11 protein-coding genes are annotated in these 12,696 nt (G+C 38.5%); 4 read left to right on the top strand and 7 right to left on the bottom strand.

Annotation, left to right across the window (positions count from 1 at the left end; translation table 11 throughout):
• From thrC to pdxA, 3 genes are all read left to right on the top strand, one after another.
• Positions 1 to 1,299 (top strand): threonine synthase, encoded by a 1,299-nt coding sequence (gene thrC / locus ACE01N_RS07150; RefSeq protein WP_380586328.1) that lies wholly within the window; start codon positions 1 to 3, stop codon positions 1,297 to 1,299.
• A gap of 224 nt (positions 1,300 to 1,523) precedes the next feature.
• Positions 1,524 to 2,549 carry a DUF4837 family protein gene (locus ACE01N_RS07145; protein WP_380586325.1) on the top strand — a complete coding sequence of 342 codons (1,026 nt, stop codon included), beginning with the start codon at positions 1,524 to 1,526 and terminating at the stop codon, positions 2,547 to 2,549.
• A complete protein-coding gene (pdxA, locus tag ACE01N_RS07140; RefSeq protein ID WP_380586322.1) occupies positions 2,539 to 3,648 on the top strand; it encodes a 4-hydroxythreonine-4-phosphate dehydrogenase PdxA in 1,110 nt (369 codons plus the stop codon). The genes ACE01N_RS07145 and pdxA overlap by 11 nt, the downstream gene beginning before the upstream one ends.
• A gap of 76 nt (positions 3,649 to 3,724) precedes the next feature.
• Here the strand turns inward: pdxA and lpxA are convergent, their stop codons facing one another.
• The 6 genes from lpxA to pheS form a co-directional block, all read right to left on the bottom strand.
• Positions 3,725 to 4,504 carry an acyl-ACP--UDP-N-acetylglucosamine O-acyltransferase gene (gene lpxA / locus ACE01N_RS07135; RefSeq protein ID WP_375728348.1) on the bottom strand — a complete coding sequence of 260 codons (780 nt, stop codon included), beginning with the start codon at positions 4,502 to 4,504 and terminating at the stop codon, positions 3,725 to 3,727.
• A gap of 20 nt (positions 4,505 to 4,524) precedes the next feature.
• Entirely contained in the window at positions 4,525 to 5,919 is a 1,395-nt protein-coding gene (locus tag ACE01N_RS07130) for a bifunctional UDP-3-O-[3-hydroxymyristoyl] N-acetylglucosamine deacetylase/3-hydroxyacyl-ACP dehydratase (protein ID WP_380586318.1), read from the bottom strand.
• 4 nt (positions 5,920 to 5,923) lie between these two features.
• A complete protein-coding gene (gene lpxD / locus ACE01N_RS07125) occupies positions 5,924 to 6,976 on the bottom strand; it encodes a UDP-3-O-(3-hydroxymyristoyl)glucosamine N-acyltransferase (protein ID WP_380586315.1) in 1,053 nt (350 codons plus the stop codon).
• Between the two features lie 66 nt (positions 6,977 to 7,042).
• Entirely contained in the window at positions 7,043 to 8,275 is a 1,233-nt protein-coding gene (locus tag ACE01N_RS07120; protein WP_380586312.1) for an HD domain-containing protein, read from the bottom strand.
• Positions 8,276 to 8,284: 9 nt separating this feature from the next.
• Complete coding sequence (locus tag ACE01N_RS07115) at positions 8,285 to 8,992, bottom strand: Crp/Fnr family transcriptional regulator (protein WP_380586309.1); 708 nt, start codon at positions 8,990 to 8,992, stop codon at positions 8,285 to 8,287.
• Positions 8,993 to 9,041: 49 nt separating this feature from the next.
• Positions 9,042 to 10,061: a phenylalanine--tRNA ligase subunit alpha gene (pheS, locus tag ACE01N_RS07110; protein ID WP_380586306.1), complete on the bottom strand. Its 1,020-nt coding sequence runs from the start codon at positions 10,059 to 10,061 to the stop codon at positions 9,042 to 9,044.
• Positions 10,062 to 10,256: 195 nt separating this feature from the next.
• On the opposite strand from pheS, the gene ACE01N_RS07105 reads away from it, so the two are divergent.
• Positions 10,257 to 11,444: a phosphoglycerate kinase gene (locus ACE01N_RS07105; RefSeq protein WP_380586303.1), complete on the top strand. Its 1,188-nt coding sequence runs from the start codon at positions 10,257 to 10,259 to the stop codon at positions 11,442 to 11,444.
• Positions 11,445 to 11,494: 50 nt separating this feature from the next.
• Here ACE01N_RS07105 and mltG read toward each other — a convergent pair whose 3' ends face one another.
• A complete protein-coding gene (gene mltG, locus ACE01N_RS07100; RefSeq protein WP_380586300.1) occupies positions 11,495 to 12,529 on the bottom strand; it encodes an endolytic transglycosylase MltG in 1,035 nt (344 codons plus the stop codon).
• Between the last annotated feature and the right edge of the window lie 167 nt (positions 12,530 to 12,696).

Genomic DNA, 12,696 nt, shown 5'->3' with positions numbered 1-12,696 from the left:
ATGAAGTATTACAGTACGAATCATAATGCTCCCAAGGCAACACTTCAAACAGCTGTAACCAAAGGTCTGGCTCCTGACAAAGGGTTGTACATGCCGGAACGGATTAACACATTCGATTCTGCATTTTTTGATGCAATGACAGATTTGTCCTTACAGGAAGTTTCATACAGAGTAGCCGATAAATTCTTTGGTGAAGATATTGACCGCGATATATTGAAAGCGTTGGTTTACGATACCATGCAGTTTGATATACCTTTGGTAAAAGTTACGGACAATATCTACTCATTGGAACTGTTTCATGGTCCCACACTGGCATTTAAAGATGTTGGTGCCCGGTTTATGGCAAGATTATTATCGCATTTTATCAAAAAGGAAGGCGAAGGTGAAGTAAATGTGCTGGTAGCTACTTCGGGTGATACCGGAAGTGCTGTAGCAAACGGATTTTTGGGTGTTGAAGGAATTAATGTATTTGTGCTTTATCCTAAAGGACTGGTTAGTGAAATACAGGAAAAGCAGTTTACTACTCTGGGGCAAAATATAACAGCCATTGAAATAGATGGAACCTTTGATGATTGTCAGCGTTTAGTGAAAGAGGCATTTCTGGATGAAGAAATTACCGTAAAACTAACATTAACCTCTGCCAATTCAATTAATGTGGCACGTTTTCTCCCTCAATCCTTTTACTATTTCTGGGGGGTGGCACAATTAAAAAAGCTTGGTATATCTGATGATATTGTTTGTAGTGTGCCAAGTGGTAATTTTGGCAATATTACAGCTGGATTGTTCGGACAGAAAATGGGATTGCCTCTATCCAGGTTCATTGCTGCCAACAATAAAAATGATATTTTCTATAATTATCTTAAATCAGGTAAATATGAACCCAAATCATCTGTAGCTACCATAGCCAATGCCATGGATGTGGGTGATCCAAGTAACTTTGCCCGTGTGCTTGATCTGTATGGGTCATCGTATGATGAAATTAAAAAGAATATTTCGGCTTTTACATATACTGATGACGAAATACGGGAAACTGTAAAAGCTGTTTGGCAAGAATATAACTATTTGCTTGATCCGCATGGAGCAACTGGTTTCAGAGCTTTAAAGGAAGGTTTGCAGGACGGTGAAACAGGGTTTTTTATTGAAACAGCGCATCCTGCAAAGTTTCTTGATACTGTTGAAAGCATCGTATCTGAAGCTGTTGACATACCTGAAAAGCTTCAGGAGTTTATGAAGGGCGAGAAGCAGACTGTGTCTCTGTCATCAAAGTTCAGTGATTTTAAATCCTTTTTATTGGATTGAAAACAATTAATTGATTCTCAAAGCAATATTTTTTGTTTTTTGTTAGTTTTGTAAAAAGGAACTCAATCACTCAACCAAATGTTGACCACCATGAAATGAGCATAAACTTTAAGTATCCTAAATTATATCAAATACAGAAGCTTAAAATTTATGGGGAATAGAAGAGGTTACAGGAGTGCAGAAGTTTTTGTTTTAAGGCGTAACAAAACAAAAAATTTAAATAAATGAAATATCTGAAAACATTTGCTGGAATTTTATCGCTATTGTTGTTATTCTCTTGTAAAAATACATCGGTCACACTGCCAACGCCAAGTGGACGTGCGGGTGATCTGCTTATTGTGATTGATCAGAATGTCTGGAATTCTCCGGGTGGAGATACCCTTAAAAATCTGTTTCAACAGGATATAGTTGGTTTGCCCTGGGAAGAGACATTGTTTGATATATCACATACCGACCATCAGAATTTCATAAGGATCCTTCAGACAGCACGCAGTATTATTGATGTAGATGTAAGTAAGACTTATTCACAACCCAAAGTTATCTATCAAAAAGATCTGTTCTCCAAAACACAACGCTTTATTAAATTGCAGCTTCCTTCAGTCAGTGATCTTAAGCCTGTAGTTGAAAAGGAAGGGATGAAGATGGTATCTTTTATGTATCAGGGTGAAAGAGAGAGATTTCTTTCGAATTACCGTAAATTCAGTAATAAAGAGTTGATGCAAAAAGTCAAAGACTCTATAGGCGTTGATATGCTAATACCAAATGATTTTACACGATACAGTTTTCAGGATAATTTTGTATGGATGCTTGCAAAAAGCAATGACTACATGAAGTACATTGCTATTTACAGTTATGATTATAAATCACAAAGTCAACTTTCTGAGAAAAATCTGGTTGCTACCCGCGATTCTGTCATGAGAGCAAATATTCCCGGTTCAAGACCGGGATCATATATGTCTACCGGTATGTTCTATCCACCTGTACTTACACAGTTTATGGATCATGGAAAGTATGTAGCAGAGATAAGGGGGATTTGGGAAACAGTTAACGACATGATGGGCGGACCATTTGTGAGCCAGACAAGAATAGATGAACCTTCTAACAGGATTGTAACAGTTGAGGTATTTCTGTATGCCCCGGAACAGAATAAACGCAATACATTGCGCGAACTGGAATCGCTTCTGTATACTGTAAAGATGGCTGATGAAGAAAAACCACAGGGAACTCAAACAAAAGAAAATGAAGAATGATAAAATAGTTGTCGGAATAACGCATGGTGATATAAACGGCATAGGATACGAGGTCATCATAAAACTTTTAAGTGATAACCGTCTGTTTGAATTATGCACTCCAATAATCTATGGTTCGCCTAAGATTATGGCATATCACAAAAAGGCAACGGAATCTGAGAATATAAACTTTAATAACATTAATCACACGCGTGATGCCAGAGATGGCAGAGCAAATATCATTAATTGTGTGAGTGATGATATAAAAGTAGAACTTGGACAACTGACAACGGAGGCCGGTAAAGCTTCATTTGATGCACTCAATGCTGCTGTTAAAGATTTGCAGGAAGGATTGATAGATGTACTTGTTACCGCACCCATAAACAAGGAGAGTATTACCAAAGCCGGTTTTGAATTTCCCGGACATACAGAATATCTCGAAAGTAACTTTGAAGGTGAAGCATTAATGCTGATGGTGAGTGATAATCTTAAAGTTGCAGTGGTTACAGGCCATATTCCGTTGGGCGATGTAAAAAGCAGCATTACGGCAGAACTGATTGAGAAAAAACTTCGAATACTTAACCAGTCACTCATAACAGACTTCAATATAAGAAAACCACGCATAGCTGTTATGGGACTTAATCCGCACGCAGGGGATAATGGTGTAATCGGCGATGAGGAAAAAGAGTTGATCGAACCGTTGCTGAACAGAATGCGTGAGGAAGGAATGTTGGTGTTCGGACCATTTTCTGCTGATGGTTTCTTCGGGGCGAAACGTGAATATAAGTATGATGCTGTACTGGCGATGTACCATGATCAGGGGTTGATACCTTTCAAAGTATTGAGCATGGAGCATGGCGTAAATTATACTGCCGGATTAAACATAATAAGAACAAGTCCGGCACACGGAACGGCATTTGATCTGGCTGGAAAAGGAGAAGCCAGTGAAGAAAGTTTGCGTGAAGCCGTTTATATGGCCCTGGATACGTTCAGAAATCGTCAGAGCTATTTAGAAGTCAACAAAAATCCGTTGAAAAAGCAAATACTTCCCGGACAGTTTTCCGGCCCTGATCTATCAGTGGATCAGCTTGAAGATGTAGAAAAAGAAATTGAAGATTAATAAACAAGGGACCCGAAGGTCCCCTGAATCGTTTGAATAAGGCATAAAAAAAGCGCTCTTTAGAGCGCTTTTTTTATTATTGAAAATATCCTCGTATAATTCCTCGTTTTGAGTTTCTGATGAAAAGAATTATTTCATCTCTTTCTTTTGTAGCAGGCAGTTCAGCTTCAATAAGATCACAAGCTTCAGTATTATTTAGTCCTTTTTGATACGTATAACGGTAAATTTCCTGAATGTCTCTGATCTGGTCGTTGTCGAATCCTCTACGGCGCAGACCGATAGAGTTTACACCAGCATAGGAAAGCGGTTCACGTGCTGCTTTAATAAAAGGAGGTACGTCTTTTCGTACCAAAGATCCGCCTGAAATCATGACATGTGAACCAATGTGGCAAAATTGGTGAACTGCTACAAGACCGCTCATAATAGCCCAGTCGTCAACAATGACCTCACCTGCGAGCTGTGTGGCGTTTCCAAGAATAACATTATCACCTACAATACAGTCGTGAGCTACATGTACGTATGCCATAAGAAGGCAGTTGCTTCCCACAATGGTTTTCCCTTTAGCCACAGTACCGCGGTTAACAGTAACACATTCACGGATTGTTGTATTATCACCAATTTCAGCAGTTGTTTCTTCGCCTCTGAATTTTAGGTCCTGGGGAATTCCGGAGATGACTGCGCCGGGAAAAATGTTACAGTTTTTTCCTATCCTTGCTCCTTCAAGAATGGTGGCACCGGAACCAATGCGGGTTCCTTCTTTAATTACTACGTTTTTATCAATAGAAACGAAAGGTTCTATAACCACGTTCGGAGCAATTTTAGCTTCCGGATGTACATACGCTAATGGTTGTTTCATTTGTTCCTTTGTGTTAGGTTTTATTTGTTTTTAATAATTTGTGCCATGAACTCTGCCTCAGCAACAACTTTGTCGCCGACAAAGGCAAGACCTCTGGCACTTGCAATACCTCTACGTATGGGAGAAGTGAGTTCTAGTTTGAAGATCACAGTGTCTCCCGGTACCACTTTTTTTCTGAATTTTACGTTGTCTATTTTAAGAAAATATGTTGAATATCTTTCGGGTTCATCCACACCGCTCAGAACAAGGATTCCCATCGTCTGAGCCATAGCTTCAACCAACAATACTCCCGGCATTACAGGTTCTTCGGGGAAATGGCCACGGAAAAAATCTTCGTTCATCGAAATATTTTTTAGACCGATAATAGTCTCAGGATCTTCAATCCGAAGTATTTTATCAATCATTAAAAATGGTGGTCTGTGTGGCAGAAGCGTTTTTATTTGATTCACATCCATGAATGGTTCTATGGATTGATCGTAGAACGGAACCTGATCAGGATTACGCTTAATGATTTTGCGAATAACCTTTGCCATTTCAGTATTTACAAGGTGTCCTGGTTTGGTGGCAATTATTTTCCCCTCAATTCTACATCCAATCAATGCAATATCGCCAATAACATCAAGTATTTTATGACGGGCAGGTTCATTGGTGAAAGTTAATTCGGTATTGCTCAGGTAACCGTTTGATTCCACGTTAACATGTTCATGATTGAATAAATCCGCCAGACGGTCCAGCTCTTCCTGATTAACTTCTTTATCTACGATTACCAATGCATTATCAAGATTTCCTCCTTTTACATGATTGCTGTTTAGTAAGGGCTCCAGTTCATGCAGAAAAACAAATGTTTTACATGTGGATACTTCAGCCTCATAATCCTCGATGGACTCAAGATTTGCATACTGATTTGCAAGAAGATTTGAACCGGAGTATGAAAGCAAAGTACTTACACTGAATTTATCGTCTGGAAGAATTATAATGCTGCTTCCTGTTTTTTCATCCGTATATTCAATTTTAGAGGTCGGTTTAAAGATAAACGCTTTTTTATCCTGCTCTTTAATTCCTGCTTCCTTTATTTTATCAATAAAAGGTTTGGCACTTCCTTCAATAATTGGCATTTCAGGGCCGTTGATTTCAATCAGACAGTTATCAATGCCTGATGCGTAAAGAGCAGACAGTGCATGCTCTATAGTTGAAACAGTTGCTTCACCTTTTCCGATTACTGTACTTCGTGTGGTATTTACGACATTTTCAGCTACTGCATCAAATGCCGGTGAGTCATCAAGGTCAATGCGTTTAATCTGGTATCCTGAGTCAACAGGTGCTGGTTTAAATGTAGCTTTCACTTTGGCCCCGGTATGTAAGCCCTGGCCTTCCACGGAAAACTCAGCAGCAAGTGTTTTCTGATAAATACTCATGTTTTTATGCTTTATCTTTTTCTATATCTTCTTTGAATGCCTTTAGTTCTCGTTCCGTCTGATATACAATTCTTTGTATGTCAGGAAGGTTTTTGAAAACTGCATATGCTTTTCTGTAATCAATAATTCCAATAGCAGGTGAACCTAACAGTATTTTACCCTCTCCTTTAACGGTGTTTGCAATACCTGATTGGGCCGCTATTTTAGTATTATCAGGAATGGAAATATGACCTGCAAAACCAACCTGTCCACCTATCATACAGTTCTTTCCTATTTTTGTTGATCCTGCAATGCCGGACTGTGCAGCAATAACCGTATTTTCACCAATCTCAACATTATGGGCTACCTGAATCAGGTTGTCAAGCTTTACACCTTTTCGGATTATGGTTGAGCCCATGGTTGCCCTGTCTATAGTTGTATTAGCACCAATTTCCACATGATCCTCTATGACTACATTACCTATCTGCGGAATTTTGGCATAGTCTCCCGATTGTGGGGCAAAACCAAATCCATCAGAACCTATAACAGAACCTGCATGAAGGACACAATTGCTGCCAATTTTGCAACCATCGTAAATTCTTACGCCGGCAAATATAATTGTGTCTTCTCCTATTTCAACATTGTCTCCAATAGAACAGTTTGCATTAATTTCAACGCCACTGCTGATCCTGACATTCTTCCCAATTGAAACAAAGGCATCAATGAAAACAGTCTCAGGAATTTGAGCCGTTTCATCAATTGCAGTATTGGGGTGCACGCCTATTTTTACCGGCTTGGAATTTTCATACAGCGTGAGCAAACGTGCTATGGCCTGGTAGGGGTCAGCAACACGTATAAGTGTGGCACTTATTTCCTGTTTCAATTCGAGGTCACTTTTAACCAACACTATCGATGCATTGGTCGTATATAGATAAGGCTCGTATTTTGGATTAGATAAAAAACTTAAAGTACCAGGCCTTCCTTCTTCAATTTTTGAAAAATCAGAAACCGTTGTATTATGATTACCATCTATGTCTCCCTCAAGATATTCGGCTATTTGCTTAGCTGAAAACTCCATAAAAAAAAATTTGTGGCAAAATTAAAGATTTCTCTCTAAAAACCCTGTTTTGTTCAAATTTTGTTGTCAATTTCTTATGTAACAGAAGAAAAACTTCTCTTCACTTGTTATATGTTGCGAAATTCTGATGATCTCAGAAGCTTCATCCACACTCACCACATCTCCGTTTTTGTATAGAATTTTAATTTTATCCACATCCGGAGTGTAGAGTTCAGATGAAGTGGTTCCCTGGAATACAAAATACTCCAGCTCATAGTTTTTTAAATTGTGTCGTTGTAATATTTCCTGCTTTTTTTTAAGAATATAAGTTTCTTGAAAAGGGGTATTACTTATTTCTATTTTATATAATCTTCTGTTTATCAGTCCATCTGATAATACGGAAAGGATCATATCTTTATTGTCAATCCAGTATTTCAGACAGGTCAAAATATCAGTATCATCCAGTTTTATAAACTGGTTCAGGGCATTCCTGTCGGACTCCAACCCTTCAACTGAAACGTTATTAATGAAAAAGTATTCTAACGCAGGAGTCAAATAAAGTGTTTTCCCCTGTTTATGTAATTCGCGGGCCCGTTTTAATACATTGATCAGCATTTTTTCTGAAGCAAGCGCTGTTTTATGCAAATATACCTGCCAGTACATTAGCCGGCGTGCGATCAGAAACTTTTCAATGGAATAAATGCCTTTTGCTTCCAGAACCAGTTGGTCATCCACCACATTCAGCATTTTTATAATTCGGGCTGATCCAATGGTTCCTTCTGTAACCCCTGTATAGAAGCTGTCTCTGCGTAAATAATCCATGCGATCCATATCCAGCTGCCCTGAAACAAGCTGGTGAAGAAATCGTTTTGGATAGTTTCCTTTAAAAATTTTAATGGCAAGATCCAGTTTGCGATCCAGTTCCTTGTTCAGCATTTCCATAAGAACCAGTGAAATTGCCTCATGATTTATATGGACAATAGTATCTTCCAGCACATGAGAGAATGGACCGTGGCCTATATCATGCAAGAGGATAGCTGCAAGTACCGCTTCTTCTTCCTCCTCTGTAATATTCTGACCTTTTGAACGCAATACATTTACAGCCTCCTGTGTCAGGTGCATGGCACCTAAGGCATGTTGAAAACGGGTATGTTGTGCGCCGGGGTATACATTTGAACTGAGCCCAAGTTGTCGTATGCGTTTTAAGCGTTGAAAAACCGGATGTTCAATCAGCCGGAATATAAGATTGTGGTTGATTTGTATAAATCCAAAAACGGGGTCGTTAATGATTTTGTGGCTATTTATAGGCCTGTCTGTCATTCAATTGTTTTAATCGTAAACATTCCCTATTTTAATAAGTTTTGGAATGTTGATCAATTTAATCCGCCTTCCCTGGAGTTCAATCAGGTTGTCTGCTTTAAATTCAGATAAAAGTCTTATGACAGATTCTGTAGCTGTACCAACCATGTTTGCCAGTTCTTCCCTGGTTAATGAAATATTGAGGTAGTTATCCTTGTCCAGATCAAATGAATCCATTAATAATAAAAGTACCTCTGCCAGTCTTTCACGAACTGTTTTTTGAGCAATATCTGTAATATATTTGTTGGATTCTCCCAATTCCTTACACGCCATACGCATAAGTGCCATTGAAAACTCAGAATTCTGCTTAAGCAATTCCAGCAAATGAACACCCTGAATATAAAGTAACTGCGCATTATCAATTACTTTAGCTGTAGTACATGCCAGTTCAGCATTAATAACGGAACGAAATCCAATGAGGTCACCTTCCTTGGCAAACCGTATAATTTGTTCTTTCCCGTCAATCCCGGTCTTAAATATTTTTACGATACCCTTCTCAACGAAATAGCACCCGTTTATCCGATGGTCCTCTTCATAAAGGAGTTTTCCCCTCGGAAATACATGCGTTTCAATTTCGATGTTCATTGATTCTATTTCACCTTCTGTAAGAGAATCAAAAATTGAATACTTTCTAAGATTTATACTTTTATCGATATCTTCACCTTGCACTTTACGCATAGTTCAAATGTATTACAGTTTAAGCCTTTCCGCAATATAGTAAAAACTATCAATATGTAGATTCAAATTGCTTAAGAAATCTTACGTCATTTTCGAAGTAAAGACGCAGGTCTTTTATGCCATATTTTAACATAGCTATTCTTTCAATTCCCATGCCTAAAGCAAAGCCGGAGTATTCTTTAGGATTGATGCCTGCACTTTCAAGCACATTGGGATCAACCATACCACAACCTAATATCTCAAGCCATCCGGTATATTTACATACATTACAACCCTTACCGTGGCATAACGAACAGGAAACATCCATTTCAGCTGATGGTTCGGTAAAAGGGAAGAAAGACGGGCGCAGACGGATTTCAGTATCCGGTCCGAATAGTTCCTTGGCAAAATATAGTAATGTCTGTTTAAGATCAGCAAATGAAACTTCCTTGTCAATATAAAGTGCTTCTATCTGATGAAATATACAGTGTGCACGGGCAGAGATTGCTTCGTTCCTGAATACGCGGCCGGGAGCAAGTATTCTGATTGGTGGTTTGCTGGTTTCGGTCACACGAACCTGAATGGATGATGTATGTGTTCGCAATAATACATCCGGATCCTTTTTAATAAAAAAAGTATCCTGCATATCACGCGCCGGATGTTCAGGTGGAAAGTTAAGCGCAGAAAAAACATGCCAGTCGTCCTCAATTTCAGGACCTTCTGCAATAGTGAACCCTAAGCGTTTAAAAATTTCGATGATCTCATTTTTAACAACAGATAAAGGATGCCTTGAACCGGTTGCTATCGGAGAGCCAGGCATGGTCAGATCCATTTCATTACTGCTGTCAGAAGCGGATTCCATTTCTTCTTTAAGCAGATTGATCCTTTCGAGTGCTTTGTTTTTCAGTTCGTTAAGGAGAAGACCTATCTCACGTTTCTGTTCGTTTGGAACGGTCTTAAAGTCATTAAACAGCTGCGATACCAAACCTTTTTTACTAATGTATTTAATACGCAGTGCCTCAACCTCATCAAGGGAGGCAGCCTTTAAATTATTTATTTCTTCTCCTAACAGTTTTATCTTGTCAATCATGCTCAAAAATTTAATGCCCACAAAGGTAATAAATTGTTCTTTTTTACGCGTTTTTAATCAAATTTTTATAGGGTGTAACGCCCGTTGCACAATACCTTAAAAAATGCAAAAGTAAGGCACCCGTATTAAAGACATTTTTCCATAATTTGCTATATTTGTGAGCCCTTTTTAGAGTTAAATTTTAAAATAAAATATATGTTAAACATTGATTCTTACAATTTTGCAGGTAAAAAGGCCATCGTCCGTGTGGATTTTAATGTGCCTCTTGACAAGGAAACTCTGGAAGTGACTGACGATACGCGTATTGTTGGTGCTCTGCCAACTATTAAAAAGATTCTTGCTGATGGAGGCTGTGCCGTCTTGATGTCCCATCTCGGTCGTCCGACAGATGGTCCGGAGGATAAATTCTCATTGCGTCATGTTGTTCCGACCTTATCCAAATTATTGGGTCAGGATGTGAAGTTTGTTGATGACTGTATAGGAGAAAAGGTTCTTGCAGCCAAAGCAGCCTTAAAACCCGGTGAAGTTTTAGTACTTGAAAACCTGCGTTTTTACAAGGCAGAGCATAAAGATAAAGAAGCAATGCCTGAATTTGCCAAGAAACTTGCTGAAGGATGTGATGTTTACGTAAACGATGCATTCGGAACAGCACACCGTGCACATGCTTCTACTGCCATTATTGCAAATTTTATGGCAGATAAAATGGCCGGTTACCTGCTTGAAAAAGAGATTAAGTTTTTAGGTGAAACTGTAGCAAAACCTGAAAGACCATTTGTTGCCATCGTTGGAGGTGCAAAGGTCTCAGGTAAACTTGAAGTTCTTCAGTCTTTCATTGAAAAAGTTGATACCATTCTTATCGGAGGTGGAATGGCGTATACATTCTATAAGGCCCAGGGGCATTCAATCGGAAATTCTCTGGTTGAGGAAGATCTGATAGGTACTGCTAAAGAAATTCTTGCCAAAGCAGAAGCTAAAGGTGTTAAGTTTTTGCTGCCTGTTGATAACCTGGCTGCTGATAAATTTGATAATGCTGCTGATGTTGAAGTTGTGGGTGTTGATATTCCGGAAGGAAGAATGGCACTGGATGTTGGTCCTGAAACTGTGAAACTGTATGCTGCGGAAATTGCAAAAGCAAAAACAGTGGTTTGGAATGGTCCTATGGGATGTTTCGAAATGCCAAATTTTGCTAACGGAACATTTGGCGTTTGTGAAGCTGTAGCTGATTCTTCTTCTGTTTCAATTATTGGTGGTGGTGATTCTGTTGCTGCCGTTAACCAAAGTGGTTTAGCTGATAAGATGAGTCATATCTCAACCGGTGGTGGTGCTTCTCTTGAATTCCTCGAAGGTAAAGAATTACCTGGAATCAAAGCAGTTACAGAGTAAAATAAATTATATTTTTATTGCTTGAGCCGGGTCATAAGATCCGGCTTTTTTTATTTGTAAATCCGCATGCTGTTCAATTTCTTCTGATATTCTGTGGCGTATTTTTTATGCTCCGAAAAGGTTTCCGAAAAATGATGTTCTCCTGAAAAATCAGCTTTGGCACACATGTACAGGTATTTGTGTTTTTTATAATTTAATACCGCATCGATAGCTGTTTTTGTTGGAATCCTGATGGGGCCGGGAGGAAGACCTTTAAACTTGTATGTATTATATGGCGAATCAATTTCTTTGTCCTCATTAATCACCCTCTGTTTTTCAAAGTCATTCAGTGCAAATTTCAACGTTGGATCAGCCTGTAATAGATAACCTCTCTTTAGGCGGTTTATATAAAGACCCGCTATAACGGGCTGTTCTTTTGAAAAATTACTTTCTTCATTTACGATCGAGGCTAATGTAATGACCTGATCAGGAGTCATGCCAAGCGCTTTGGCTTTATTTAAACGGTCCTGGGTCCAGAACTTGTTATATTCATACACCATACGTTCGTAGAGGTCCTTTGGGCTGATAGTCCAGTACACCTCATAACTGTCAGGAAGGAAAGGACAGACGGCTGTAAATGTATTGAAGCCCTGCGATGCAAGAAAACTGGTATTGTTCAAAATATTCAGGATTTCAACTGAATCAGCCAGTAGTTGCTTCCCCAGGTTTCCTGCAAGATCATTTTTTGTTCTGATATTATTGAACGTAAGTGTTATAGGATTCTGGTTCCCGGATCGGAAAATATTAATCAGTTCGTTGTTCGACATGCCTTCTTTTATGATATATTTTCCTGGTTTTACGTAGCCTGAAAAACGTTTAAGTTTTGCAGTTAAAAGGATGGTCCTTTTATGATTAATAATTTTTCCGAGCGGTAAAGAATCATTTAATAAAATGTCAAGCGTTACATTTTCGCCAACAAATAATTCAGTAAATCCGGTTTTAGTCTCCTTGATATTTGAACCCAATACTGAAGTGTACAGTATTATGGCAAGCGGAATTATAATGATTAAGATTATTATTGACAGATACTTAATTGTTTTCTTCATGCATTAATTCCTTTATTTATGTAAATGGATTTTAACTTTTGTATTAACGGCATAAAATTAAAATTTATATGCATGTGTCTTAATTTTTATTTTAAAACCATCCAGCTTAATATTAAACGTTGTATTAACTATTTTGGTTTTGTTTCTCAAAGCTGATTAATGCAGTG

It is taken from the genome of Quyinboa ferrireducens (assembly GCF_042436675.1).
In the GTDB taxonomy this organism is placed as follows: Bacteria; Bacteroidota; Bacteroidia; order Bacteroidales; family UBA5342; genus JBHJHP01.
This window is presented reverse-complemented; position numbering and strand designations above follow the sequence as displayed.

Bases quoted from the DNA above. Each gene is read 5' to 3' on its own strand.
- pdxA (WP_380586322.1), top strand. From the start codon at position 2,539: ATGAAGAATGATAAAATAGTTGTCGGAATAACGCATGGTGATATAAAC.
- ACE01N_RS07145 (WP_380586325.1), top strand. From the start codon at position 1,524: ATGAAATATCTGAAAACATTTGCTGGAATTTTATCGCTATTGTTGTTA.
- pheS (WP_380586306.1), bottom strand. From the start codon at position 10,061: ATGATTGACAAGATAAAACTGTTAGGAGAAGAAATAAATAATTTAAAG.
- ACE01N_RS07120 (WP_380586312.1), bottom strand. From the start codon at position 8,275: ATGACAGACAGGCCTATAAATAGCCACAAAATCATTAACGACCCCGTT.
- ACE01N_RS07105 (WP_380586303.1), top strand. From the start codon at position 10,257: ATGTTAAACATTGATTCTTACAATTTTGCAGGTAAAAAGGCCATCGTC.
- lpxA (WP_375728348.1), bottom strand. From the start codon at position 4,504: ATGAAACAACCATTAGCGTATGTACATCCGGAAGCTAAAATTGCTCCG.
- lpxD (WP_380586315.1), bottom strand. From the start codon at position 6,976: ATGGAGTTTTCAGCTAAGCAAATAGCCGAATATCTTGAGGGAGACATA.
- ACE01N_RS07130 (WP_380586318.1), bottom strand. From the start codon at position 5,919: ATGAGTATTTATCAGAAAACACTTGCTGCTGAGTTTTCCGTGGAAGGC.
- mltG (WP_380586300.1), bottom strand. From the start codon at position 12,529: ATGAAGAAAACAATTAAGTATCTGTCAATAATAATCTTAATCATTATA.
- thrC (WP_380586328.1), top strand. From the start codon at position 1: ATGAAGTATTACAGTACGAATCATAATGCTCCCAAGGCAACACTTCAA.
- ACE01N_RS07115 (WP_380586309.1), bottom strand. From the start codon at position 8,992: ATGCGTAAAGTGCAAGGTGAAGATATCGATAAAAGTATAAATCTTAGA.